Source organism: Agromyces sp. GL_144 (assembly GCF_057834305.1).
On record NZ_CM174399.1, the window covers coordinates 3,150,998 to 3,176,155 of the forward strand.

19 protein-coding genes and 1 pseudogene are annotated in these 25,158 nt (G+C 71.9%); 12 read left to right on the top strand and 8 right to left on the bottom strand.

The annotated features are described in order from the left end of the window. Positions 1 to 56 precede the first annotated feature (56 nt). Complete coding sequence (locus AC3IPY_RS14380; RefSeq protein WP_489184960.1) at positions 57 to 866, bottom strand: SDR family NAD(P)-dependent oxidoreductase; 810 nt, start codon at positions 864 to 866, stop codon at positions 57 to 59. Positions 867 to 889: 23 nt separating this feature from the next. Then, the gene (locus tag AC3IPY_RS14385) at positions 890 to 2,065 is read right to left on the bottom strand and encodes a thiolase family protein (protein ID WP_489184961.1); all 1,176 of its coding nucleotides are present in this window, start codon (positions 2,063 to 2,065) and stop codon (positions 890 to 892) included. 115 nt (positions 2,066 to 2,180) lie between these two features. Here AC3IPY_RS14385 and AC3IPY_RS14390 point away from each other — a divergent pair, with 115 nt between their 5' ends. Then, positions 2,181 to 4,181 (top strand): hypothetical protein, encoded by a 2,001-nt coding sequence (locus AC3IPY_RS14390; protein WP_489184962.1) that lies wholly within the window; start codon positions 2,181 to 2,183, stop codon positions 4,179 to 4,181. Between the two features lie 58 nt (positions 4,182 to 4,239). Here the strand turns inward: AC3IPY_RS14390 and AC3IPY_RS14395 are convergent, their stop codons facing one another. Together AC3IPY_RS14395 and AC3IPY_RS14400 are read right to left on the bottom strand one after the other, a co-directional pair. Then, the gene (locus AC3IPY_RS14395; protein ID WP_489184963.1) at positions 4,240 to 4,863 is read right to left on the bottom strand and encodes a hypothetical protein; all 624 of its coding nucleotides are present in this window, start codon (positions 4,861 to 4,863) and stop codon (positions 4,240 to 4,242) included. Between the two features lie 20 nt (positions 4,864 to 4,883). Next, a complete protein-coding gene (locus tag AC3IPY_RS14400; protein WP_489184964.1) occupies positions 4,884 to 6,386 on the bottom strand; it encodes an APC family permease in 1,503 nt (500 codons plus the stop codon). Between the two features lie 130 nt (positions 6,387 to 6,516). Here AC3IPY_RS14400 and AC3IPY_RS14405 point away from each other — a divergent pair, with 130 nt between their 5' ends. From AC3IPY_RS14405 to AC3IPY_RS14420, 4 genes are all read left to right on the top strand, one after another. Continuing rightward, a complete protein-coding gene (locus tag AC3IPY_RS14405; protein ID WP_489184965.1) occupies positions 6,517 to 7,143 on the top strand; it encodes a TetR/AcrR family transcriptional regulator in 627 nt (208 codons plus the stop codon). A gap of 90 nt (positions 7,144 to 7,233) precedes the next feature. Beyond that, the gene (locus AC3IPY_RS14410; protein ID WP_489184966.1) at positions 7,234 to 8,193 is read left to right on the top strand and encodes an AraC-like ligand-binding domain-containing protein; all 960 of its coding nucleotides are present in this window, start codon (positions 7,234 to 7,236) and stop codon (positions 8,191 to 8,193) included. Between the two features lie 206 nt (positions 8,194 to 8,399). Then, entirely contained in the window at positions 8,400 to 9,809 is a 1,410-nt protein-coding gene (locus AC3IPY_RS14415; RefSeq protein ID WP_489184967.1) for an aldehyde dehydrogenase family protein, read from the top strand. Between the two features lie 42 nt (positions 9,810 to 9,851). Beyond that, entirely contained in the window at positions 9,852 to 11,876 is a 2,025-nt protein-coding gene (locus AC3IPY_RS14420) for a primary-amine oxidase (protein WP_489184968.1), read from the top strand. Positions 11,877 to 11,964: 88 nt separating this feature from the next. Here AC3IPY_RS14420 and AC3IPY_RS14425 read toward each other — a convergent pair whose 3' ends face one another. The 3 genes from AC3IPY_RS14425 to AC3IPY_RS14435 form a co-directional block, all read right to left on the bottom strand. Continuing rightward, positions 11,965 to 13,386, bottom strand: coding sequence for a glyceraldehyde-3-phosphate dehydrogenase (locus tag AC3IPY_RS14425; protein ID WP_489188342.1), 1,422 nt, complete (start codon positions 13,384 to 13,386; stop codon positions 11,965 to 11,967). A 291-nt stretch (positions 13,387 to 13,677) separates the two neighbouring features. Next, the gene (locus AC3IPY_RS14430; protein WP_489184969.1) at positions 13,678 to 13,983 is read right to left on the bottom strand and encodes a hypothetical protein; all 306 of its coding nucleotides are present in this window, start codon (positions 13,981 to 13,983) and stop codon (positions 13,678 to 13,680) included. A 76-nt stretch (positions 13,984 to 14,059) separates the two neighbouring features. Continuing rightward, the gene (locus AC3IPY_RS14435; RefSeq protein ID WP_489184970.1) at positions 14,060 to 14,638 is read right to left on the bottom strand and encodes a hypothetical protein; all 579 of its coding nucleotides are present in this window, start codon (positions 14,636 to 14,638) and stop codon (positions 14,060 to 14,062) included. Between the two features lie 190 nt (positions 14,639 to 14,828). Here AC3IPY_RS14435 and AC3IPY_RS14440 point away from each other — a divergent pair, with 190 nt between their 5' ends. The 7 genes and pseudogenes from AC3IPY_RS14440 to hpaD all read left to right on the top strand — a co-directional run bounded on the left by AC3IPY_RS14440 (position 14,829) and on the right by hpaD (position 23,751). Further along, positions 14,829 to 16,505, top strand: coding sequence for a thiamine pyrophosphate-binding protein (locus tag AC3IPY_RS14440; protein ID WP_489184971.1), 1,677 nt, complete (start codon positions 14,829 to 14,831; stop codon positions 16,503 to 16,505). A gap of 271 nt (positions 16,506 to 16,776) precedes the next feature. After that, complete coding sequence (hpaH, locus tag AC3IPY_RS14445) at positions 16,777 to 17,562, top strand: 2-oxo-hept-4-ene-1,7-dioate hydratase (RefSeq protein WP_489184972.1); 786 nt, start codon at positions 16,777 to 16,779, stop codon at positions 17,560 to 17,562. Beyond that, a complete protein-coding gene (locus AC3IPY_RS14450) occupies positions 17,547 to 18,491 on the top strand; it encodes an HpcH/HpaI aldolase family protein (protein WP_489184973.1) in 945 nt (314 codons plus the stop codon). The genes hpaH and AC3IPY_RS14450 overlap by 16 nt, the downstream gene beginning before the upstream one ends. Positions 18,492 to 18,664: 173 nt before the next feature. Then, on the top strand, positions 18,665 to 20,269 hold the full coding sequence (locus tag AC3IPY_RS14455) for a fumarylacetoacetate hydrolase family protein (RefSeq protein WP_489184974.1): 1,605 nt from the start codon (positions 18,665 to 18,667) through the stop codon (positions 20,267 to 20,269). Further along, a pseudogene (locus AC3IPY_RS14460) lies at positions 20,266 to 20,910 on the top strand (GntR family transcriptional regulator); the annotation flags it as partial. The gene AC3IPY_RS14455 and the pseudogene AC3IPY_RS14460, both read left to right, overlap by 4 nt. 134 nt (positions 20,911 to 21,044) lie before the next feature. Beyond that, the gene (gene hpaE, locus AC3IPY_RS14465; protein WP_489184975.1) at positions 21,045 to 22,538 is read left to right on the top strand and encodes a 5-carboxymethyl-2-hydroxymuconate semialdehyde dehydrogenase; all 1,494 of its coding nucleotides are present in this window, start codon (positions 21,045 to 21,047) and stop codon (positions 22,536 to 22,538) included. A 52-nt stretch (positions 22,539 to 22,590) separates the two neighbouring features. Next, on the top strand, positions 22,591 to 23,751 hold the full coding sequence (gene hpaD, locus AC3IPY_RS14470; RefSeq protein WP_489184976.1) for a 3,4-dihydroxyphenylacetate 2,3-dioxygenase: 1,161 nt from the start codon (positions 22,591 to 22,593) through the stop codon (positions 23,749 to 23,751). Positions 23,752 to 23,945: 194 nt separating this feature from the next. Here hpaD and AC3IPY_RS14475 read toward each other — a convergent pair whose 3' ends face one another. After that, the gene (locus AC3IPY_RS14475; RefSeq protein ID WP_489184977.1) at positions 23,946 to 25,118 is read right to left on the bottom strand and encodes a DUF559 domain-containing protein; all 1,173 of its coding nucleotides are present in this window, start codon (positions 25,116 to 25,118) and stop codon (positions 23,946 to 23,948) included. Between the last annotated feature and the right edge of the window lie 40 nt (positions 25,119 to 25,158).

Below are 25,158 nucleotides of genomic sequence, written 5' to 3' on the forward strand. Positions count from 1 at the left end.
ATGCCGGCGTCGCGGCATCCACCCCTCGAGCCGACCTGCAGACGCAGCGGATGCCGCTACTTCGGCTGCATGCGGATCGCGCCGTCGAGTCGGATCGTCTCGCCGTTCAGCAGCGGGTTCTCGACGATGTGCCGCACGAGGGCGGCGTACTCGGCGGGCGTGCCCATGCGCGATGGGTGCGGGATCTGCTCTTCGAGCGAGGCCTGCACCTCGGCCGGCATGCCCGCCATCATGGGCGTCTGCATGATGCCGGGTGCGATCGTGACGACCCGCACGAGCAGCTTCGAGAGGTCGCGGGCGAGCGGCAGGGTCATCGCGGCGACGCCGCCCTTCGAGGCAGAGTAGGCGGCCTGCCCGATCTGGCCGTCGAACGCGGCGACCGAGGCGGTGTTCACGATGACGCCGCGCTCGGCGGTCTCGGGCACGCCCGGCAGCGACTGCGCCGTGACGGGCTCGTTCGCCGCCATCGCCGCGGCCGCGAGCCTGGCGACGTTGAACGTGCCGATGAGATTGATGCGGATCGTGCGCTCGAACGCGTCGAGCGCGAGCGGCCCCTCGCGGCCGACCGTGCGCCCGGCGGTCGCGATGCCCGCGCAACTCACCGCGACGCGGAGCGGGGCGCGCTCCTGCACGAGGTCGATCGCGGCCTGCACCGAGGCTTCGTCCGTGACATCCGCCGGTGCGAAGCGCACGCTGCCCGCGCCGACCGATGCGGCCGACAGCTCGGCCGCGGTCTGCTCGCCGGGTGAGCCTGGGAGGTCGAGGATGACGACCTCCGCCCCGGCGGCGGCGAGCACGGCGGCCGTGCCGCGCCCGAGCCCCGAGGCGCCGCCCGTGACGATCGCGCCTGTTCCGTTCAGCTGCATGGATTCGGTCCTCTCGTGGTGGGTCAGAGTCGTTCGATGATCGTGGCGTTGGCCATGCCGCCGCCCTCGCACATGGTCTGCAGCCCGTAGCGGCCGCCGGTCGCCTCGAGCTGGTTGACGAGCGTCGTGAGCAGGCGCGTGCCGCTCGAGCCGAGCGCGTGGCCGAGGGCGATCGCGCCGCCGCGCGGGTTCAGCTTCGCGGCATCGGCCCCGGTCTCGGCGAGCCAGGCGAGCGGCACGGACGCGAACGCCTCGTTGACCTCGTAGGCGTCGATGTCGTCGTGGCCGAGACCGGCGCGTGCCAGCACGCGCTCGGTGGCCGGGATCACGCCGGTCAGCATGTACAACGGGTCGCTGCCCACGACGGCGAACGACCGGAACCTCGCGCGCGGCGTCAGCCCCAGCTTCGACGCGGCATCGGCGCTCATGATGAGCGCGGCCGAGGCCCCGTCGGTCAGCGGCGACGAGTTGCCCGGCGTGATGCGCCAGTCGAGCTCGGGGAACCGCTCGGCGAGCACGTCGGTGCGGAACGCCGGGTTGAGCCCCGCGAGCGAGGCGGCGGATGTCGCGGGCCGCACGGTCTCGTCGGCGAGGCCCTCGACGCCGGGAACGGGCACGACCTCGGTCGCGAAGGCGCCCGACTGCCCGGCCGCGGCGGCGAGTTCGTGCGAGCGGGCGGCGTACGCGTCGAGGTCATCGCGGGTGAGACTCCACTTGGCGGCGATGAGCTCGGCCGAGACGCCCTGGTTCACGAGCCCGTCGGGGTAGCGCGCGGCGATGCGCGAGCCGTAGGGGTCGGCGCCCTGCGCCGAGGAGCCGAGCGGCACGCGGCTCATCGACTCGACGCCGCAGGCGATGACGATGTCGGCCTGGCCGGCCAGCACGGCCTGCGCCGCGAAGGTCGCCGCCTGCTGGCTCGATCCGCACTGGCGGTCGATCGTCGTGCCTGGCACGTGCTCGGGGAACCCCGCGGCCAGCACCGCGTTGCGGGTGACGTTGTAGCTCTGCTCGGCGACCTGGCTGACGCATCCGCCGATCACGTCGTCGACCAGCCCCGGGTCGAGGTCGTTGCGGTTCACGAGCGTGTCGAGCACGCCCGCGAGCAGGTCGACCGGGTGCACGCCCGAGAGCATGCCACCGGGCTTGCCCCGGCCGACCGGGGTGCGGATGACGTCGACGATGACGGCTTCAGTGCTCATGCGCTCAAGCCTACGACCGGCGGATGTCGCGGGCCGCCGCCTCGGGACGGCCACCGAGCGGGCGGTCAGTGCTGGTCCTGATTCCGCCGCATGCGGCCGGGCGAATGATCGACGCATGACCAAGCCCACGAAACTCGCCGTCATCCGCGCCAGACACGAGAGTGCCGCGCCCCCGGTGGCGGACCGCCCCTTCCTCGACCTCTTCATGGTCGGCCCCTCCTCGGTGCTGCGGTACTGGGAGGAGACCACCCGCGGCCACCTCGACTTCCTCGACTCCTCGCTCATGCCGTGGGTGCTCGTGAGCCTCGGCGACGACGTCTCCCGCCGCACCCAGGCGGAACTCGCGATCGACGCCCTGCGCGCGAAGTTCCCCGGCCGGGACCCGCTGGCCGGCTTCGACGGCGTCGTGGTCGTCATGTACCCCGGACGACGCCAGATCCCGAACCCGAAGGCCGGGCAGGCCGGCGAGCCGGCCACGATCACCCAGGACTTCGACGCCGGAACGACGACCGCACGCGGCTTCAGCACGGCCGTGATCGCCGTCGCGACGGGCGACCACACCTTCATGACGCACGAGGTCGGGCACGTGCTCGGCTTCAAGCACAGCTACGGCCTGCTGAACAACGGCGCCGACTGGGATCCGAACGATGCGACCGTCATCGCCGAGGCGGTCTACGGCTCGCCGTTCGACATCATGTCGTCGGGGTCGTTCGGCTCGCGTTGGCTGGGCAGCGGCCCCATGTGGAACTCGTCGCCGACGCGCAGCATCACGGCCGTCGCGGGCTGGCCCAATGCCGGCGCCTTCGGCTCGGCCGGTCCGAACGTCTCCCGAGCGCATCTGCACCAGCAGTGGCCGGACGCCATGACGGGCTCCATCGTCGAGCGGCCCTTCCCGACGGGCGGACCGGTCTCGCTGCGACTTCGCAGCGCATCGGCGGATGTCGCGGGCACGGGCTCCGGCCGTCAGCCGACGCTGCTCATCCTGCACCCGGCCGGCGAGCCCGGCACGGGCGTCGGACGCGTGTACGTCGAGTTCCGCACCGCGACCGGGTGGGACGCCGGCCTCGACCCGGTCGGCCCCGACCTCTCCCGCGAGGGCCTCGTCGTGCATTCGCTGACGGATGTCCCTGGCGACGGGGTTCGGGTCTGGTACCGCGGCATGGTGCCGCTGAACTCGATCGACACCGACGTCGCGCTCGACGGGATTCCGCTGACCGTCTCGATCGCCGGCGTCGACCCGAAGCACGAGTGGGTGGACCTGCGCGTGACGGCCGGCGCGGCCGCGCGATCGGTGAAGCTCGCCTCACGGCTCCGCAGCGAGGACGTGCTCGGGCTCGTGGGCGCGGAGACCACCGAGCAGACGCCGTGCGGCGACACCGTGCGGCGCGGCACGTACGCGACGTCGACGCTGGAGATCTTCACGATCAGCACGACCGGCTTCGGCGGCGTCGGCGCCCCGACCGCGACGGCGCCCACCGCGCGCTGGACGGTCGGAGGCGTGCCCATCGCCGGCGCGAGCGGCACCGTGCAGGTGCCGTTCGACGGATCCACGTTCGGCGTCGACTACACGATCGACCCGGTCACCTTCGAGCTCGGGCTGACCTCGCCCGGCGGCATCCGGCTCGGTGCCGACCTCGTCTGCACCGTGAGCGACCAGACCGGCTCGGGCTCGGCCGGAGTGCGCTTCGAGGCCGAGGGATGGTTCGAGGGGTTCAACCCCGAGGACCTGCCGACGGTGATCGCCTGCTGGACCCGTCGCATCAAGGACCTCGACATCCGGGTGAAGCCCGGCGAGTTCGTGAAGCCGACGCCGGATCCGACGTTCGATCCGCGGGAGATCGCGCGCCTGCAGATCGAGTTCACGCAGAGCGTGGTGCTCGAGCGCGCGCAGGCGGCCGAGGCGTTGCGGCAGACCGAGCTGCTGCAGCAGGCCGAGACGCTCAAGGTCGCCGAGTCGCTCAAGGCGGCCGAGACGCTCAAGGTCGCGGAATCGCTCAAGCAGGCCGAGACGCTCAAGCTCGCCGAGTCGCTCAAGGCGGCCGAGACGCTCAAGAAGGCGACGACGTTCGACAAGGTCAAGGACCTCAGGTTCGACGTGCCGAAGTTCGACCGCTGACCCCGAGCTCGCAGGCCGGCCCCGAGCAGCGGATGCCGACAGCCGTCAGCGGATGCCGTCAGCCGAGCAGCATCGCGAGGGCCATGAGCAGCATGCCCGCGGCCATGAGCGGATGCCTCGCCGCGGCCATGTCCGCGACGACCGCGCTGCCCGTCGCGACGCTCGTCGGCCGCGCGGCACTCCCCCGCACCGCGCGGGCGAACGCGAGCGATGCCGCGGTCGCGAGCGCCGCGATCGCGGCGACGACCGCCCAGTCGAGCGGCAACCCGTCGTGCGACGTGTGAGCGCCGCCGGCGATCGAGGGCGAGGCATCCGGCCCGGCCATCGCGAACCACATGCCCGCCATCGCGACGAGCGATCCCGCATGCCGGGCGCGTTCGCGGCGTGTCGGCCGTGCGGCGGACCCCGCCGCACGGGCGCACCCGACCGCGAGCCAGGGCCACGGAGCGAGGGCCGCGAGCCCCGCGACGAGCAGGAGCGCTCCCCACGCGACGGACCCCGCCTCATCCGGCCCGAGCAGGTCGACGCCCGGCACGAGCATGTCGGCCGCCGAGACCGCCATGAGCGCCGCACCCGCTCGCTCCCGCAGCCCGGCCGCACCGCCGTGCCGGTGGGGCACGACGGTGCAGGCGAGCGAGGCGAGCGTCAGCGCGAACGCGGCCCAGGCGACAGCGGGAGGCATCCGTGCGTCTCGCTTCGCAGTCAGCCGAGATGCTCGGCGGCCGCCGACTCGGCTCCGTGGCCGATGCGCGCGTAGACCTCGGGCCTGCGCGTGCGCAGCAGCCGGGCCCACACGATTCCGACGACGCCCGCGATGACGATGAGGCCGGGCAGCACGAAGGTCGTCGCGGTCGTCTCGGTCTGCCCGAGGAGCACGTTGAAGTTCTCGACGATGAGCACGAGCGTGAACGCGAGCGCCGCGAACGACACGAGGGGCGCGATGACCCGCGACCAGAGTCCGACATCGCGGCGGTCGCGGCGGAAGTAGCCGATGACCGAGAGCGACACGATCGCCATGAGCAGCACGAGCCCCAGCGCGCCGGTCGTCGTCAGCCACGTGAAGAGCGTGACGACGGGGAACAGTGGGCCGAGCTCGGACCCGGTGCCCGCGATCGCGAACACGGCGACGACGACGAGGGCGATGACGCTCTGCGTGATCGAGCCGGCCCACGGCGCACCCGTGCGCTCGCGCACGCTCGCGAGGCCCGAGGGCAGCACGCCGTCGCGGCCGAGCGAGAACAGGTAGCGGGCGACCGCGTTGTGGAAGCTCACGAGCGCGGCGAAGAGGCTCGTGATGAACAGGATCGACATGAAGTCCACCCAGATCGTGCCGAAGTACTGCGCGACGAAGCCGAAGAAGAGCGGCGGGCCGGCCTCCTCGGGCGTGATGCCGCCCGAGGAGATCTTCTCGGGGCCGACCGCGAGGGCGAGCGCCCACGATGAGACGGCGTAGAACAGCCCGATGATGATCACCGCGGTGAAGGTCGCACGCGCGACCGTGCGCTTGGGGTCCTTCGCCTCCTCGCTGTAGATCGCGGCGGATTCGAAGCCCATGAACGCGGCGATGCCGAAGACGAGCACGGCGCCGATGCCGGGCAGGAGCAGCGCGGCGGGCGACATCGGCGCGGCCGTGAAGCCCTCGGCGGGGTTCGCGAACGCGATGACGTCGAAGACCGCGACGACGACGAACTCGAGCACGACGATCGCGCCGAGCACCTTGGCCGAGAGGTCGACGCGGTTCACGCCGAGCGCACCGACGATGACGATGAAGACGACGACGCCGACCCACCAGGGCAGGTCGATGCCGAACTTCTCGGAGATGAGCATCGACACCTGGAAGCCGAACATCCCCCAGATGCCCACCTGCATGGCGTTGTACGCGACGAGCGCGATGAGGGAGACGCCGAGGCCGACGGGCCGGCCGAGGCCCTGGGCGGCGTAGGCCGCGAACGCGCCCGCGTTCGTGATGAAGCGACTCATCGCGGCGTAGCCGACCGAGAAGAGCGCGAGCATGATCGCGAGCACGATGTAGCCGATCGGCACGGCGATCGAGCCCGTGACCGAGTAGGCCGTCGTCGCGCCGCCCGCGATGACGGTGAGCGGCGCCGAGGCGGCGATGATGAGGACGGTGATCGCCGGCACGCCGAGGCGGCGATGCTGCCGGGTCTCGGGTCGGGCGGTCTCTGGAACGGTCGTGACGCTCATGCGAACTCCTGCGTTCGGTGGTCGGGGGTGTCTCGAATCGTGCCCGGGCGGATGCCTCGCGGTCTTGTCGGTTCGGGCACGGACCTTGTCGCTGCGAGCACGGCGGGTGCGTGGCTCGTAGGGTCGGAGGGTGAGCATCGACGAGGCGGCACCGGCCGACACCGGGACATCCGGGGCGAAGGATGCCTCGGGGCGCACCGCGCTCCTGCAGGCGACGATCCACGTGGTCGCGACGTCGGGGCTGCGCGCGCTCACCTATCGCGCGGTCGCGGCCGAGGCGGGCGTCTCGCACGGGCTCGTGCGCCATCACTTCGGTTCGCGCGACCGGCTCATCGCCGAAGCGCTCGAGTACGCCGTCGCCGAGAGCCTGCGGGAGACGAGCATGGCGGATGCCCCGGGGCCGCCGTCTGCGGATGCGGCGAGCTTCGCGGCGGGCATCGAGTCGCTCGTGGATCGCAGCACCGACATGCAGGCGTTCCAGTACGAGCTGCTGCTCGAGTCGAGGCGCCGGCCCGAGCTGCGCGAGCACGTCGAGCGGTACTACGCGACGTACGAACACGCGACCGCGGCGCAGTTGCGGGCGCTCGGCATCGACGACGAGGACTTCATCGAGGCCGTGTGGTTCGCGCTCGACGGGCTCGTCTTCAAGCATCTCGTGTTGGGCTCGACCGGCGAGAGCACGCGCGTGATCGCGCGCATCCGCGAGCTCGTCGCGGCCGAGGCATCCGTCGCCGCCGCGCGCCGAGCCGCCGGCTGAGCACCATGACCGACCGATCGTTCGGTATTGACTATCCATCTGGATAGTCGTACGGTGGTCCGAAGCTTGCACCGACGCAAGGAGGATCACGTGACCCGTTCGACGACGCTCGAGACCGCGCCCGCACCGGGCGCGCCCGCACTCGACTTCCCGGCGTTCCGCACAGCCGTGAGCGAGTCGTTCGTGCCGCTCAGGGTCACGACCGACCGCCCCGACCCGTTCGCGGGCTCCATCCGCCACGTCGAGACCGACGCCGCGCACTTCTCGATCGTCACGGCCTCCGAACAGGTCGTCGAACGCACCCCGGCGCTCATCGCCGCAGGCGCCGATCGCCCCTACTTCAAGCTCGGACTGCAGCTCTCCGGCACGGGCTTCCTCGTGCAGGACGGCCGCGAGACCCTGCTCGAACCGGGCGCGATCGCGATCTACTCGACCGACCGCCCGTACACGCTCGCCTTCGACGACGACTTCCGCACGTTCGTCATGATGTTCCCGAGCCGACTCGCCGACCTGCCGCCACGTGCCATGTCCGAGCTCACGGCGACCCCGCTCGGCACCGCGGGCGGCCTCGGCGAACTCGTCGGCGCGCACCTCGCCGGCATCGCCGACCGGCTCGAGCTCGTCGCGGGTCCGGCCGGCGAGCGCCTCGCACGCAATGCGGTCGAACTCGTCGTCACGATGCTCTCGAACGAGCTCGCGAGTGGCGCCATCGAGGTCGACCCGCGCGAGCGGCTCTTCGCCGACCTCACGCGCTTCATCGACGAGCAGCTTCGCACGACCGACCTCGACCCCGCCACGATCGCGGCCGCGCACTTCATCTCGCCGCGGCACCTGCACGCGCTCTTCCACGAGCACGGCACGACCGTCTCGACGTGGATCAGGCGCCGCCGCCTCGAGGAGTGCCGCCTGCGCCTCACCGACCCCGTCTTCGCCGAGCGCTCGATCTCGTCGATCGCCGCCGAGTGGGGCTTCGCCGACGCCGCGCACTTCAGCCGCGTCTTCCGTGGCGAGTTCGGCCGTTCGGCGCGCGAGGTGCGCGCCGAACGCTGAGTGCCGAGCGCCGAGCTCCGAGCGGGGAGCGCCGAGCGGGTCTGCGCCACATCGGATCGGATGCCCGGCCGGCCCGTCCTCGCGCCGCCCCGTCATGCGCGGATGCCTCGCCGCGGGCGTTCGCTCGCGGTCAAGTCCCCGTCGCTTGGAGACAAGACCGCCCCGCCCTTCGCCGCGCACACTGGACCATCGACCCTGGAGGACCCATGGAAACCTACGAGAGCCTGCACGCCGCGATCACCGCCGACACGGGTGCCACGCGCGACGTCTTCGACCCCGCGACGGGCGAGCAGATCGGCGTCGTCCGCGTCGACGGCGTCGCCGAACTCGATCGTGCCATCGAGCGCGCCCGCGCCGCCCAGCCCGCATGGGCCGCGACGGCCGATGAGGATCGCGTCGCCGTGCTGAACCGGGTGGCCGACGCGATCGAACGCTCGAGCGAGGCCCTCGCGGAGCTGCTCTCGCGCGAGCAGGGCAAGCCCCTGAACGGCCCCAACGCTCGCTTCGAGGTCGGGGCCTGCGTCGCCTGGCTCCGCGCCACCGCGGCGACGCCGCTGCCCGTCGAGACCGTCGTCGACGACGGCGAGACCTACGCCGAGCTCCACTATCGCCCCGTCGGCCTCGTCGGCGTCATCACCCCGTGGAACTGGCCCATGATGATCGCGATCTGGCAGATCGCGCCCGCCCTGCGCATGGGCAACGCGGTCGTGGCCAAGCCCTCGGAGTACACCACGCTCTCGGGCCTCGCCCTCGCCGCGGTCATCAACCAGGTGCTGCCCGAGGGCCTGCTCGAGATCGTCACGGGCGACGGTTCGATCGGCGCCGAGCTCGTGAAGCGCCCCGACTTCGGCAAGATCATGTTCACGGGATCGACCGCGACGGGCAAGAGGATCATGGCGTCCTCGGCCGAGAACCTCGCCCGCCTCACGCTCGAGCTCGGCGGCAACGACGCCGGCATCGTGCTGCCCGACGCCGACCCCCAGGCCATCGCCGAGGGCCTCTTCTGGGGCGCCTTCATCAACACGGGCCAGACCTGTGCCGCCATGAAGCGCCTCTACGTGCACGACGACGTCTACGACGCCGTCTGCGAGGCGCTCACCGCCGTCGCATCCCAGATGCCGATGGGCCGGGGCCTCGACGAGCAGAACGTGCTCGGCCCGCTCCAGAACCGCATGCAGTGGGAGGTCGTGAACCGCCTCGTCGACGCCGCGAAGGCGTCGGGCGCTCGTGTGCTCCTCGGCGGAACGCCCGATCCAGAGAGATCCGGCCACTTCTACCCGACGACCCTCGTCGCCGACATCGAGAACGAGAACCCCCTCGTGCAGGAGGAGCAGTTCGGGCCCGCGCTGCCGATCATCCGCTACTCCGACGTCGAGGACGCGATCCGCATGGCCAACGCCGTCGAGGTCGGCCTCGGCGCCTCGGTGTGGTCGAGCGACCGCGCGAAGGCCCGCGAGATCGCGGCCCGCCTCGAAGCCGGCACCGTGTGGATCAACGCGCACGGCGTCGTGCACCCCGCCATCCCGTTCGGCGGCGTCAAGCAGTCGGGCTTCGGCCTCGAGTTCGGCGTCGAGGGCCTGAAGTCGGTCGCCGTGCCCCAGGTCATCAACGGCTGACCGACCGCCGAGCCCCCACGAGAACCACCGAGAAGGACTCCCATGCACCACCACGAACTGCTCACCGTCGCCCCCGCCGAGGTGCGCCACCCCCTCGACCTCACCACCGCCGAGGAACTCGAACGCGGCCGCGAGATCCTCGTCGAGGCGGGCCTCGTCGGCGAGCACACGCGCTTCCCGAACGCCATGCCGGTCGAGCCGGCGAAGGCCGTGCTCGCGGCCTTCGCCGACGGCGACCCCGTCGTGCGCCGCCTGCGCTACACGCTGCTCGAGATCGACTCGGGCGCGGCATCCGAAGTCGTCGTGAACCTCACGGCGGGCGAGGTCGAGGTGCGCACCGTGCTCGACTCGCGGAACGCGCCCTACGGGCAGCCGTCGTACCTCTACGAGGAGTACGAGGCCGCCGAGGCCATCGTCAAGGCATCGCCCGAGTGGCGCGCGGCGATGGAGCGCCGCGGGCTCGGCGATCGGATCGACCTCGCGTTCTGCGGCCCCCTCGCCCCCGGGTTCTTCAACCGGGCCGACGAGGTCGGCCGGCGGGTCATCCGCTCGCTCACGTTCGTGAAGAACGCGCCGGACGACAACCACTGGTCGCATCCCGTCGAGGGCCTCATCGTGCACATCGACCTCACCGAGCGCCGCGTCATCCGCGTCGAGGACGTCGGCGACGCGCCGCTGCCCGACCTCGACGGCCGCTACGACGCCGAGTCGGTCGGCCCCGCACGTACGAGCCTCAAGCCCATCGAGATCACCCAGCCCGAGGGCCCGAGCTTCGCGGTCGACGGCAACCTCGTCGAGTGGGAGAACTGGCGCTTCCGCATCGGGTTCAACGCGCGCGAGGGCCTCGTGCTGAACCAACTCTCGTTCCGCGATGGCGACGAGCACCGCTCGGTCATCCATCGCGCGAGCGTGCCCGAGATGGTCGTGCCCTACGGCGACACGACCCCGACCCGGTTCTGGATCAGCTACTTCGACGCGGGCGAGTACCTGCTCGGCAAGAACGCGAACGCCCTGCAGCTCGGCTGCGACTGCCTCGGCGTCATCCGCTACTTCGACGCGCATGTCGCGGGCGACGACGGCCACGCGGTGCACATGCCGAACGTCGTGTGCATGCACGAGGAGGACTACGGCATCCTCTGGAAGCACTCCGAGTTCGGCGAGCGGCCCGAGGTCCGCCGAAGCCGCCGGCTCGTGATCAGCTACTTCGCGACGGTCGGCAACTACGACTACGGGTTCTTCTGGTACCTCTACCTCGACGGGTCGATCCAGATGGAGGCCAAGGCCACGGGCATCGTGTTCGCGGGTGCGGGCCTGCCCGGCGAGGACGACCCGCACGCGAACGAGATCGCACCGGGCCTCTACGCACCGGTGCACCAGCACCTCTTCTGCGCGCGGCTCGACATGGCGGTCGACGGCGAGGACAACACGCTCGCCGAGGTCGACGTCGTCGGCGTGCCGACGGGGCCGTCGAATCCGCACGGCAACGCGTTCACGTGGCAGGTGACGCCCATCACGCGCGAGTCGGAGGCCGGTCGCATGGCGAACGGGCCCGCGAACCGCGTGTGGGAGGTCGCGAGCGCGAGCCGCCGCAACGCGGTCGGCCGGCCCACGGCGTTCCACCTCATGCCGGAGGGCAAGTCGACGCTCCTGGCGCAGCCCGACTCGACGGTGTGGGCGCGCGCGAACTTCGCGACGAAGCACCTGTGGGCGACCGCGTACGCCCCCGACGAGCTCTACCCGGCGGGCCCCTATCCCAACGCCCACGAGGGCTGGGCGGGCCTCCCGACCTGGCAGCGGGCCGACCGCGATCTCGACGGCACCGATCTCGTGCTGTGGCACGTGTTCGGGCCGACGCACGTCCCGCGCACCGAGGACTGGCCCATCATGCCCGTCGACTACTCGGGCTTCTGGATGAAGCCGTACGGCTTCCTCGACCGCAACCCCGCGCTCGACCTGCCCGACGCGAGTCGCGCGGGAGCACACGCTCCTGAGGCGGCCGGCGACCTGCTCTCCGGCGGCTCGAGCGGCGGATGCGGCGGGGGCGACGCCTGCGCCTGCGGCCACTGAGCCGGGCGGCGGCCCCGCCCATCGCGCGGGGCCGTCGCACCACCACGGATCAGGACATCGGCACGCGGCATCCGCTCGCGCTCGGAGTTCAGACGGCGGCGAGCACCACCGGCTCGCGCGCCGGGAAGACCACGGGGTGCGTGCCGGCCATGGCCTCGATGACGCGCACCACCTGGCAGGAGTAGCCGTACTCGTTGTCGTACCAGACGTAGAGCACGACGTCGGTGCCGTCGGCGATCGTGGCGAGCCCGTCGACGATGCCGGCGCGGCTCGAGCCGACGAAGTCCGTCGAGACGACCTCTGGCGACTCGATGTAGTCGACCTGCTGGCGCAGCGGCGAGGTGAGCGAGACCTGGCGAAGGTACGCGTTGAGCGAGGCCTTGGCGGCGGGTTGCTCGAGCCGCAGGTTCAGGATCGCGAGCGACACGTCGGGCGTGGGCACGCGGATCGCGCTGCCGGTGAGCTTGCCGGCGAACGAGGGCAGCGCCTTCGCGACGGCCTTGGCGGCACCGGTCTCGGTGATGACCATGTTGAGCGCCGCCGAGCGGCCTCGCCGGTCGCCCGCGTGGAAGTTGTCGATGAGGTTCTGGTCGTTCGTGAACGAGTGCACGGTCTCGACGTGGCCGCGCTCCACGCCGTAGGCGTCTTCGACGGCCTTGAGTACCGGCGTGATCGCGTTCGTCGTGCACGAGGCCGCCGAGAGGATGCGGTCGGAGGCGTCGATCGAGTCGTGGTTGATGCCGTGCACGATGTTCTTGATCGCGCCCTTGCCGGGCGCCGTGAGCAGCACGCGGGCGACGCCGGTCGAGCGCAGGTGCTGCGAGAGCCCCTCTTCATCGCGCCAACGGCCGGTGTTGTCGACGACGATCGCGTCGTGGATGCCGTAGGCGGTGTAGTCGATCGCGGCCGGGTCGTTCGCGTGGATCACCTGGATCAGCGTGCCGTTCGCGAGGATCGTGTTCGCCTCCTCATCGACCTCGATCGTGCCGGCGAACGAGCCGTGCACCGAGTCGCGGCGCAGCAGGCTCGCGCGCTTGACGAGGTCGTTCGCCGACCCCTTGCGCACGACGATCGCCCGCAGGCGCAGGCCCGTCGCGTCGCCGGCGTGGGCGATGAGGATGCGGGCGAGCAGGCGTCCGATGCGGCCGAATCCGTAGAGCACGACGTCGGTGCCCTCGCGCGTCGTCCGTTCGTCGCCGTCGGCGGCGACCACGGGAGCGAGCTCGAGACGCAGGAAGTCGGGCAGCGGCATCCGCTCGCCTTCAGGGGCGGATGCCGCGTGGCGGGCCACGAGCCGAGCGATGTCGACCGACGCGGGGCCGGGAGCGATCTCGCGCAGCGCCTCGAGCACGCGCATGGTGTCGGCGGGGTCGAGCTCGACGTCGCCGGCCTGGCGGGCGAAGCGGTGGGCCTTCAGCAGTTCGATCGGCGACCGGTTGATGAGACGACGGCCGTGGATGGAGGTCACCACCCCGAAGTCGCGATAGAGGCCGCCGATGAGCGGGATCATCCGCTCGGCGAGCTCTTCTCGGGCGATCCACTGGGCACGGCTTGCGTCGAACTCGAGACTCACGATCTTCCTTCTCGGCCGTGAGCGCGGGCAGGCGTCATCGACCAGGGTCAGGCGCGGCCGCGCGAGCGGGTGGGCGGCATCGGCCACGTTCACTTCAAGGGGATGCCTCGATCGTACGGTCTTCTCACCGAACACGGGCTGTACACGTCGTCAACCCGCGCCTGGGCGCGCCGACATGCCGTACAGCGCGAGGCGAGCGGATGCCTCGGTGCGACCTCGGCGGATGCCTCAGCCGGCCGGCGCGTCGTCGACGAAGCGGATGTCGTGCACGGCCACGCGCTGCGGCACGCCCTCGAACACGGCGGCGCGCGCGTCGGACGCCATGTACGTCTGCTCGAGGGCGAGGAACGCCTCGCGGTCGCCCTCGGCGCTCACGGCCCAGACGAACTCGTTGGACTCGCGGATGCCGTAGGCGTACTCGATCGCGAACCCGGCCGCCGGGCGGACGACGGGCATCGCGACCTTCCACCATTCGAGGAAGGCGTCGTATTCCCCGTCGACGAGCGTGTACCGGCGCAGCTGGATGGTCTTCACCCGTCCATCCTGCCGTAGACCGGCCGCCCCTGTCGTCGGCCGGCCGCGCGCGACGCCGAACCGGTCGCCCGCGTCCTCAGCCGAGCGGCATGGCGAGCGCCATGCAGACCATGCCGACGGCCATGAGCGGATGCCCCCACCTGGCCCAGGCCGGGCCTCGGTGCTCGCCCGCCTCGACGGACCGCAGCGCGCGACGGGCGGCCAGCGCCGTCAGCAGGACCGCCGCACCGAGCGCCGCCCAGGCGAGCGGCAGGGCGGAATGCGCGGCAGGAGCGGCGTGGCCGAGCACGGCCGATGCCTCGTCGAGGCCCGTGCCCGCGGCATCCGGAGTCCCGGCCATCGCGCACCACATCACGGCCATCACGACCAGGCCGATGGCGTGGCGGCCGCGTTCGCCGCGCGGGCCGGGCATGGCGAGGAGGGCGAACGCCCCGAGCAGCGTCAGTGCGGCCCAGGCGAGCGGATGCAGCATCCTGGCGCCCGTGACGACCATCGCCACGGTGCCGACCATCATGACCGGGGCGGCGACGAGCCCCGACCAGGACCGACCTCGACGACGCAGCCCGGCGACCACGCAGACCACGGCGGCCGCACTCGACGCCAGGGCCGCGGCTGCGCACACGGCAGCGAACCACTCGTGCGGGGACGAGAGCATGTCGCCAGACTAGGCCGCCGGGCGCCCGGCCGACCAGACCGGGGCCGCGGGACGTATACTCGACCCGTCCAGGCGCCTCGGTCGATCCGGCCGGTGCCGGTGCTCGAAAAAAGGGCACGAAGCGGGCCTGCGGGTCGCGCGAGACACATACGGAACTGCCATCTCCGTCATCGTCTCGAAAGGCTTCGCCATGCCCACGCACCCGACCACCACCGTCTCCGCGCACGTCGCGCACACCCTCGCCGCCCATCTCGACCACGTGTTCGGGCTCATGGGCAACGGCAACGCGTACTTCCTCGACGCGCTCGAGCGCGAGACGTCGGTGACCTTCACCGCGGTGCGGCACGAGGCCGGCGGCGTCGTCGCGGCCGACGCGCACTTCCGCGCCTCGGGGCGCATCGCGGCGGCGACTGCGACCTACGGCGCCGGATTCACGAACACGCTCACCGCCCTCGCCGAGGCCGCGCAGGCGCGCGTGCCGCTCGTGCTCGTGGTCGGCGACGAGCCCACCTCGGGCCGCCGCCCGTGGGACGTCGACCAGATCGCGCTCGCCTCCGCTGTCGGCGCCCGCACCTACACGGTCGGGCGAACGGATGCCGCGGCCACGACCGTGCTCGCGATCGAGCACGCGCTCGCCTACCGCGTGCCCGTCGTGCTCGCGATCCCGTACGACGTCGCCGCCCGCGAGGCGGGCGAGATCCCGGTCGCCCCCACCCTGCACCTGCCGTCGCCGCTGCAGCCGGCAGGCCCGTTCGGCGCCGCCGTCGTCGCCGAGATCGCGGACGCCCTCGCGGACGCGAGCCGGCCCTTCCTGCTCGCGGGACGCGGGGCCTGGCTCGCCGGCGCGGGCGAGGCGCTCGGCGAGCTCGCCGACGCGACGGGCGCCGTCACGGCCTCGACCGCGCTCGGGCGCGGCGTCTTCCCCGACGGCCGGTTCGACCTCGGCGTCACCGGCGGGTTCGGCGCCGAGGGCGCGATGCGGCTCGTGCGCGAGGCCGACGTGGCCGTCGTCTTCGGCGCCTCGCTCAACCAGTTCACGATGCGCTTCGGCGAGCTGTTCGCCCCCGGCACCCGGGTGTTCCAGGTCGACGTCGCGCCGGCCGCGACGCATCCGAACGTCGGCGGGTACGTCCGCGGCGACGCCGCGGTCGTGGCGCGGGCGATCACGGCGGCGCTCGAGGAGCTCGACGCCGAGACATCCGCATGGCGCGAATCGCTCGATCTCGAGGCCCTGCGCGCGCAGCCCGCGGCCCCGCGCGCCGACGGCCTCGCCGACGACGGCCGCCTCGACCCGCGTGCGGTCGCGCACCGCATCGCCGAGCTGCTGCCCGAGGACCGCGTCGTCGTCTCCGACGGCGGCCACTTCATCGGCTGGGCGAACATGTACTGGCCCGTCGCCTCGCCCGACCGCATGATCATGGTCGGCACGGCGTTCCAGTCGATCGGCCTCGGATTCCCGAGCGTGCCGGGCGCCGCCGCCGCGAAGCCCGAGTCGACGATCGTGCTCACGACGGGCGACGGCGGCGGGCTCATGGCGCTCGCCGACCTCGAATCGGCCGTGCGCTCGGCCGGCGGGCGCGGCATCGCCGTCGTCTGGAACGACGCCGCCTACGGCGCCGAGGTCAACCTCTACGGGCTCAAGGGCCTCGCGCCCGCGCCGATGCTCATTCCCGAGGCCTCGTTCGCCGGGCTGGCCGCGGCCGTCGGCGCCGAGGGCGTGGTCGTGCGCTCGCTCGCCGACCTCGACGTGCTGGCCCGCTGGGCCGAGCGCCCCGCCGCCGAGCGCCCGTTCCTGCTGCTCGACTGCCGCATCTCGGGCACGGTCGTCGCGCCGTACCAGGAGGAGATCATCCGCGTGAACCGCTGACGGATGCCGCGGGGCCGGCCCCGCGGCATCCGCTCGCGTTCATCCGACCGCGCGCCCGCACGCTGTCACCGACGCGCCTGCCGTCGCCGACTCAAAGCCGTCACCGACGCGCGGGCCGTCGCCGACTCAGGACGGCCGAGCGACGCGCCGCGTCGGCCCCCTGCTCGCGCGGCGAGTCGGCGAACCCTCCTGAATCTGCGACGACGAGACGGTGCGCCCGCGCGCCCGATCGTATACGATCACAGCAGAACCCCGACGAAGTGGAGCCCGCGTGCTGGACCAGCCCACCATCGAGGCGATCGCCGACGAACTCCTCGTCGCCGATCGCGACCGCGCGATCGTGCCGCGACTCACCGCCCGCCACCCCGACATGACCGTCGAGGACTCGTATGCGGTGCAGAGGCTCTGGGCCGAGCGCCGCGCGGCCGCCGGCCACCGGGTCGTCGGCCACAAGATCGGCCTCACCTCGAAGGTGATGCAGGTCGCGACGGGCATCACCGAGCCCGACTACGGCGTCATCTTCGACGACATGGTCATCGAGTCGGGGTCGACGGTCGAGTTCGACCGCTTCTCGAACGTGCGCATCGAGGTCGAGCTCGCGTTCGTGCTCGGCAGCCCGCTCGAGGGGCCGGGCACGACGATCTTCGACGTGCTGCGCGCGACCGACTACGTCGTGCCCGCGCTCGAGATCCTGAACTCGCACATCGAGCTCGAGGGCCGCACGATCGTCGACACGATCAGCGACAACGCCGCGATGGGGGCCATGGTCATCGGCGGCCGCCCCGTGAAGGTCGACGCGGTCGACCTGCGCTGGGTCGGCGCGCTGCTCTCGCGCAACGAGACGATCGAGGAGTCCGGCGTCGCCGGCGCCGTGCTCGGGCACCCCGCCATGGGCGTCGCCTGGCTCGCGAACAAGCTCGCGCAGCACGGGCAGTCGCTGGGCGCGGGCGAGATCGTGCTCGCCGGTTCGTTCACGCGCCCCATGTGGGTCGAGCGCGGCGACACCGTGCACGCCGACTACCACGACCTCGGGAGCATCTCGTGCCGATTCATCTGACCCTGCCCCCGACGTTCGCGGCCCGCATCGCGGCATCCGACCGCCCGCAGGTCGGCGCGTGGGTCTGCTCCGGCAGCCCGCTCGTGGCCGAGATCGTCGCCGGATCCGGCGTCGACTGGGTGCTCATCGACGGCGAGCACTCGCCCATCGGGCTCGAGTCGATCCTCGCGCAGCTCCAGGCCGTGGCCGCGTACCCGGTCGCGCCCGTCGTGCGCGTGCCGGTCGGCGACACCGTGCTGATCAAGCAGGTTCTCGACCTCGGCGCGGCGAACCTGCTCGTGCCGATGGTCGACTCCGCCGAACAGGCCGAGGCCATGGTGCGCGCGGTGCGATACCCGAGCGGCGGTGTGCGCGGCGTCGGCTCGGCGCTTGCGCGCGCGTCCCGCTGGAACCGCGTCGAGCACTACCTCGCGGATGCCTCGTCGACGATCAGCCTCTTCGTGCAGATCGAGTCGGCGGCCGCCGTCGCAGCGGTCGACGAGATCCTCGCGGTCGACGGCGTCGACGGCGTCTTCATCGGGCCGTCCGACCTCGCCGCCTCGATGGGACTGCTCGGGCAGCAGAGCCACGCGCAGGTCGCGGCCGCCGTCGAACGCTCGATCGCGGCGGCCGTCGCGGCCGGCAAGCCCGCGGGCGTCAACGCGTTCGTGCCCGCCGACGCCGACCGCTACCTCGCCGCCGGGGCGGCCTTCGTCGCCGTCGGGGCCGATGTCGCCCTCCTCGCCCGCGCGACCGAGGCTCTCGCCGACCGGTTCATCCCGAGGGCCGGGGCGGATGCCGCGGGGCCGGCCGATGCCGCGGGGCGAGCGGATGCTGCGGGGCGGGCCGATGCCGCGAGCCGAGCGAATGCCGCGGGCGCGACGGATGCCTCGCCGGAACCCGATGCGGCGCCCGAGCCGCCGACCGCGGGCGAGCGCCCGAGCTACTAGAACGCCGACGGCCCATGCGATTCAGGACGAAGGCCCGGATTCAGGACGTTTCCGCCCGAATCGTCCTGAATCCGAGCCATCCGACTGATCTCGCAGCCTCGACCTGAGCCGACACCGTCGACACTGGCCGACAGATCGTATATCATTTCAAATATCAGCAGACGAGGACGTCCATGACCAGCATCGAAACCCCCGGCAAGATCATCGCCGTGCATCTCAGCTACCCGTCGCGGGCCGCCCAGCGGGGACGCACGCCGGCCCAGCCGAGCTACTTCCTCAAGCCGCAGAGCTCGGTCGCCGGCACCGGCGGCGTCATCGAACGCCCGGCCGGCACCGAACTGCTCGCCTTCGAGGGCGAGATCGCGCTCGTCATCGGCGCGCCCGCCCGACGCGTCTCCCCGGCCGACGGCTGGACGCACGTGGCATCCGTCACCGCCGCGAACGACTTCGGACTCTACGACCTGCGTGCCGCCGACAAGGGGTCGAACGTCCGCTCGAAGGGCGGCGACGGCTTCACCCCGCTCGGGCCCGTCGCGATCCCCACCGCCGGCATCGGCGAGGGCGACTGGCGCGTGCGCACGTGGGTCAACGGGCAGCTCGCGCAGGAGGACACGAGCGACACCCTGCTCTTCCCGTTCGGACGCCTCGTCGCCGACCTCTCCCAGCACTTCACGCTCGAGACGGGCGACGTCATCCTCACCGGCACCCCCGCGGGCTCGTCGGTCGTCCTGCCCGGTGATGTCGTCGAGGTCGAGGTCGACGCGCCCGGCGCACCCGGCGCACCCGCGACCGGACACCTCGTGACGACCGTCGTCCAGGGCGACGTCGCGTTCGGCGACTTCGGCACGAAGCCGGCCGCCGACGACCTGCAGCGCATCGAGGCCTGGGGCTCCGAGGCCGCACACGCCGCCGCGGTCGCCGCCGGGCGCGCGTCAGCGCTCGACTCGGCGCAGACGCAGACGCAGGATGCCGCGGGCCCGGCGAATGCCGCCGATTCGGCCGCTCCCGCCTTCGAGCTCACCGAGGAGCTGCGCGCGCAACTCTCGAGCGTCGCCGTCGCGACCCTCTCGGTCGCGCTCCGCAAGCGGGGCTACCACGACACCTTCATCGAGGGCGTCTTCGCGAACCACGCCGGCGACCGCATCGTCGGGCGGGCGCGCACGCTCCGATTCATCCCGGCGCGCCCCGACCTCTTCGAGCAGCACGGCGGCGGCTACAACGCGCAGAAGCGCGCCTTCGACACGGTCGGCCCGGGCGAGGTGCTCGTGGTCGACGCCCGCGGCGAGCGCGGAACCGGCACCGTCGGCGACGTGCTCGCACTGCGCGCGAAGGTGCGCGGCGCCGCCGGAATCGTGACCGACGGCGGCGTGCGCGACTTCGACGCCGTCGCCGAGATCGGCATCCCCGTCTTCTCTCAGGGCCCGCACCCGAGCGTGCTCGGCCGCCGTCACGTGCCGTGGGAGGTCGACACGACCATCGCCTGCGGCGGCGCGGCCGTGCAGCCGGGCGACGTCATCGTGGGCGACGGCGACGGCGTCATCGTCATCCCGCCGCACCTCGTCGCCGAGGTCGCCGCCGAGGCCGCCGCACAGGACGAGGCCGACGCCTGGGTCGCCGAGCGGGTCGCCGAGGGCGAACCCGTCGACGGGTTGTTCCCCATGAACGCCGAATGGCGTGCCCGCTACGAGCGGGCGCGGGTCGAGGCATCCGCTGCTCGACCGGCGAAGCACCAGCAGACGCCGCAGCCGCAGCCGACGCAGGATCCGAGCGGCCGATGAGCGCCGAATCGAAGTCGCAACTCGCGTACGCGTTCATCCGCGAGCGCATCGAGGACGGACGCTACGTTCCCGGCTACCGGCTCGTGCTCGCGCAGATCGCCGGCGAGCTCGACATCAGCGTCGTGCCCGTCCGCGAGGCGATCCGCCGACTCGAGGCCGAGGGGCTCGTCACCTTCGAACGCAACGTCGGCGCCCAGGTCGCGCTCATCAAGGAGGCCGAGTACCTGCACACCATGCAGACGCTCGCGCTCGTCGAGGGGTACGCGACCGCCCTGTCGGCGCCGACGCTCACCCCCGACCACCTCGCCAGGGCGCGTGCGATCAACGACCGCATGCGGCGCAGCCTCGAGGACTTCGACCCGCTCCGCTTCACGGCGCTGAACCTCGAGTTCCACGCGGTGCTGTTCGAGGAATGTCCGAATCCGCACGTCCTCGATCTCGTGCACCGGGGCTGGAACCGCATGAAGATGCTGCGCGACTCGTCGTTCAGCTTCGTGCCCGGCCGCGCCCACGCCTCGGTCGAGGAGCACTCGCGCATCCTCGATCTCATCGCGGAGGGCGCCGACGCGCTCGAGATCGAGCTCGCCGCCCGCGGCCACCGCACTGCGACGCTCGACGCCGTCATCGCGTACCAGTCCGAGCACCGACCGCACGCCGCGTCGCCGGCCGACGCAGCGCCCGCCAAGCCCGCAGCGCCCGCAGCGCCCGCAGCGCCCGCAGCGCCCGCAGCGCCCGCGTCCGCGCCCACGCCCACCGACCAGCAGGAGGAGATCGCATGACCGAGTACACCCCCGAGGGGCTGCCCGATCGCATCCGCCACTACATCGACGGCGAGGCCGTCGACTCGCTCGACGGCGACACCTTCGAGGTGCTGAACCCCGTCACGAACGAGACCTACGTGCACACCGCCGCGGGCAAGAAGGCCGACGTCGACCGTGCCGTGGCCGCCGCGCGCCGGGCGTTCACCGAGGGCCCGTGGCCGCGCATGGTCCCCCGCGAGCGCTCGCGCGTGCTGCACCGCATCGCCGACCTCGTCGAGTCGCGCGACGCCCGGCTCGCCGAGCTCGAGAGCTTCGACTCGGGGCTGCCGATCACGCAGGCGCTCGGCCAGGCCCGCCGCGCCGCCGAGAACTTCCGCTTCTTCGCCGACCTGATCGTCGCCCAGGCCGACGACACCTACAAGGTCCCCGGCCGCCAGATCAACTACGTCAACCGCAAGCCGATCGGCGTCGCCGGCCTCATCACGCCGTGGAACACGCCATTCATGCTCGAGTCGTGGAAGCTCGCGCCCGCGCTCGCCACCGGCAACACGGTCGTGCTGAAGCCCGCCGAGTTCACGCCGCTGTCGGCGTCGCTCTGGGCCGGCATCTTCGAGGAGGCGGGCCTGCCCAAGGGCGTGTTCAACCTCGTCAACGGCCTCGGCGAGGATGCCGGCGACGCACTCGTGAAGCACCCCGACGTGCCGCTCATCTCGTTCACGGGCGAGAGCTCGACCGGGCAACTGATCTTCGGCAACGCCGCGCCGTTCCTCAAGGGCCTCTCGATGGAGCTCGGCGGCAAGTCCCCCGCCGTCGTCTTCGCCGACGCCGACCTCGACACCGCGATCGACGCGACCATCTTCGGCGTGTTCTCGCTCAACGGCGAACGCTGCACCGCGGGCTCGCGCATCCTCGTCGAACGGCCGATCTACGACGAGTTCGTCGAGCGGTACGCCGCCCAGGCCTCGCGCGTCAAGGTCGGCCTGCCGCACGACCCCGACACCGAGGTCGGCGCGCTCGTGCACCCCGAGCACTACGAGAAGGTCATGGGCTACGTCGAACTCGGCAAGACCGAGGGGCGCCTGGTCGCCGGCGGCGGACGGCCGGAGGGCTTTCCGACCGGCAACTACGTCGCCCCCACCGTATTCGCGGATGTCGCCCCCGACGCCCGCATCTTCCAGGAGGAGATCTTCGGACCCGTCGTCGCGATCACCCCGTTCGACACCGAGGCGGAGGCGCTCGCCCTCGCGAACGACACGAAGTACGGGTTGGCGGCGTACATCTGGACGAACGACCTCAGGCGCGCCCACAACTTCGCCCAGTCGGTCGAGGCCGGCATGGTGTGGCTGAACTCGAACAACGTGCGCGACCTCCGCACTCCGTTCGGCGGCGTCAAGGCCTCGGGCCTCGGGCACGAGGGCGGATACCGCTCGATCGACTTCTACACCGACCAGCAGGCCGTGCACATCACGCTCGGCGCACCCCACAACCCGACCTTCGGCAAGGCGTGAGCCGCGGCATCCGCTCGCTCGACCGCCGCCCGCACACAGCAAGGACGCTGACATGACCCACCGCACTGAACCATCGCACCGCGACAACATGACCCTCACCTCGTCCGGCTTCTACGTGTCGCAGGAAGCCCCGATCCACTCCGACAACCCGGTGCCGACGCCGACGGCGCCCGCGCCCGACATCCTGCGCTGCGCGTACATGGAGCTCGTCGTCACCGACCTCGCCGCCTCGCGCGTGTTCTACGTCGACGTGCTCGGGCTCTACGTCACCGAGGAGGACGACGAGGCGATCTACCTGCGCTCGACCGAGGAGTTCATCCACCACAACCTCGTGCTGCGCCAGGGCCCGGTCGCGGCCGTCGCCGCGTTCTCGTACCGCGTGCGCACCCCCGAGGACCTCGACCGGGCGGTCGCCTTCTACACGGAACTCGGATGCCGCGTGGAGCGCCGCCCCGATGGCTTCACCAAGGGCATCGGCGACTCGGTGCGCGTCGAGGACCCGCTCGGATTCCCGTACGAGTTCTTCCACCAGACCGAGCACGTCGAGCGGCTGTCGTGGCGGTACGACCTGCACACGCCCGGCGAGCTCGTGCGCCTCGACCACTTCAACCAGGTCACCCCCGACGTGCCCCGCGCCGTGAACTTCATGCAGTCGCTCGGGTTCCGCGTGACGGAGGACATCCAAGACGAGGAGGGCACGGTCTACGCGGCATGGATGCGCCGCAAGCCCACCGTGCACGACACCGCGATGACCGGCGGCGACGGACCCCGCATGCACCACGTCGCGTTCGCCACGCACGAGAAGCACAACATCCTCGCGATCTGCGACAAGCTCGGCGCCCTGCGCCGCTCCGACGCGATCGAGCGCGGCCCCGGACGCCACGGCGTCTCGAACGCGTTCTACCTCTACCTGCGCGACCCCGACGGCCACCGCGTCGAGATCTACACGCAGGACTACTACACCGGCGACCCCGACAACCCCGTCGTCACGTGGGACGTGCACGACAACCAGCGCCGCGACTGGTGGGGCAACCCCGTCGTGCCCTCCTGGTACACGGAGGCCTCGCTCGTGCTCGACCTCGACGGTGAGCCGAAGCCCGTGGCGGCCCGCACCGACGACTCCGAGATGGAGGTCACCATCGGCGCCGACGGCTTCTCGTACACCCGCGCGGGCGACGTCGAGCAGGGTTTCAAGCTCGGCAACACGCTGTAGCGCCGGCGCGCGGCGCGGCGCGTCGCGGCGCTTGCGCGCGGTCGGGCGTCGCGTCCCCCGCAGCGCGTCGCGTCCAGGCCAAGCGCATCGCGTGCGCGCGGCGTCGTGTGCCCAATTCAGGAGGCCTCGGCGACTCGCCGACGCTCGTGGACGGCTTCTCGGCGTGTCGCCGCAGCATCCTGAACTCGCCACCGTCAAGGCCGGTTCTGAGCAGTCCAGAGGTGGTCGCCGCGCCGAAGATGCATCCGCACGACGTCGAGGATGCCCTCCCAATCGTCGAGCACCTGGCTGTGACTGAACGACAGGTGCCCGTATCCGATCGCCTTCAGCCACGCCCACCGTTCGCGGTCTCGATCGAACTGGCCCGGCAGCATGTGCGGGCCCTCGCCGTCGACTTCGAAGACGAGCCGCTCGCCGATGAGCAGGTCGGCCCAGTACCCGCCGCGAAGGCGCACCTGTGCCCTGACCGGAATGCCGGCTTTGGTGAACCGCTCGCGCGCGATCGTCTCGCCCACGGCTTGGCTGCCGGTGCTCGACCGAGCCGCGATGGCGCGCGCCGGGCCGCTCAACGACCCGAGGAGCGACTGGAACGCGTCGCCATCGAGCAACGGGGGCTGCTCCGGGCGCCAGCCGACGACTTCTCGCGCGGAGTCGAGGATGCAGAGCGCGTCCTCGACGGGCAGGCACGAGAGCACGTGCTCGAGACACCGTGCAAGCGGAACGATCGCGCCCGCGCGATCTTCTTCATCGACGCCCCAGTGCACGCGCACCGGCGCGGATTCGTCGCTGGTCGGCGATGCGGATTCCGGATGCCTCGGGCCGGCGGCATCCGCGTGGCCGACGGCGCGCGCAGGGCCGGCGGCATCCGCAGTGTCCGCGGCATCCGCGCCGACGGCGAGGACGATCCGCGCTCCGGAATCCGGATGTCGCAGGCGGGCGGCGTTGGAGGCGACCTCGACGTGCAGCTCCGATGGATCGTTCAGCACCCTGAGACCGTGCAGGCGAGCCGCCGAAACGCACGTCGCCCTGCCGCCGACACGCACGGCACGCTTGAGGTCATCCGCCATGCCCGGGTCGCCGAAGACACCGCGCCGCAGTCGTTCGATCTCACGGCGCGCGACGGCGCGGGCGATCTGCCGATCGGAGTAGCCGGCCGCTCGGAATTCAGCCGTCGTACCGACGCCACCGGTTTGGCCGATCAGATCGCGGAACTTACCCATCGCGACATCCTGGCCGCGGAAACCGCACGTGTGCCCGCGGTTTCCGTGGTGTGTGGACGATGACGACGCCGTGCGCCCTGTCGAGGACAGGTGGCCCGTCGGGCCCCGGCGGGCACACGTCGACAACTCAGGACGCTCGCCCGACACGCCGTGATCAAGCGGGCGACACGCCGGCGACCGCCCCGAT

What these genes read in the sequence shown, in the direction of transcription:
- AC3IPY_RS14395 (WP_489184963.1), bottom strand. Translation starts at nt 4,863, where the DNA reads ATGCCTCCCGCTGTCGCCTGGGCCGCGTTCGCGCTGACGCTCGCCTCG.
- AC3IPY_RS14390 (WP_489184962.1), top strand. Translation starts at nt 2,181, where the DNA reads ATGACCAAGCCCACGAAACTCGCCGTCATCCGCGCCAGACACGAGAGT.
- hpaE (WP_489184975.1), top strand. Translation starts at nt 21,045, where the DNA reads ATGACCGAGTACACCCCCGAGGGGCTGCCCGATCGCATCCGCCACTAC.
- AC3IPY_RS14440 (WP_489184971.1), top strand. Translation starts at nt 14,829, where the DNA reads ATGCCCACGCACCCGACCACCACCGTCTCCGCGCACGTCGCGCACACC.
- AC3IPY_RS14400 (WP_489184964.1), bottom strand. Translation starts at nt 6,386, where the DNA reads ATGAGCGTCACGACCGTTCCAGAGACCGCCCGACCCGAGACCCGGCAG.
- hpaD (WP_489184976.1), top strand. Translation starts at nt 22,591, where the DNA reads ATGACCCACCGCACTGAACCATCGCACCGCGACAACATGACCCTCACC.
- AC3IPY_RS14380 (WP_489184960.1), bottom strand. Translation starts at nt 866, where the DNA reads ATGCAGCTGAACGGAACAGGCGCGATCGTCACGGGCGGCGCCTCGGGG.
- AC3IPY_RS14455 (WP_489184974.1), top strand. Translation starts at nt 18,665, where the DNA reads ATGACCAGCATCGAAACCCCCGGCAAGATCATCGCCGTGCATCTCAGC.
- AC3IPY_RS14385 (WP_489184961.1), bottom strand. Translation starts at nt 2,065, where the DNA reads ATGAGCACTGAAGCCGTCATCGTCGACGTCATCCGCACCCCGGTCGGC.
- AC3IPY_RS14420 (WP_489184968.1), top strand. Translation starts at nt 9,852, where the DNA reads ATGCACCACCACGAACTGCTCACCGTCGCCCCCGCCGAGGTGCGCCAC.
- AC3IPY_RS14435 (WP_489184970.1), bottom strand. Translation starts at nt 14,638, where the DNA reads ATGCTCTCGTCCCCGCACGAGTGGTTCGCTGCCGTGTGCGCAGCCGCG.
- AC3IPY_RS14415 (WP_489184967.1), top strand. Translation starts at nt 8,400, where the DNA reads ATGGAAACCTACGAGAGCCTGCACGCCGCGATCACCGCCGACACGGGT.
- AC3IPY_RS14425 (WP_489188342.1), bottom strand. Translation starts at nt 13,386, where the DNA reads ATGATCCCGCTCATCGGCGGCCTCTATCGCGACTTCGGGGTGGTGACC.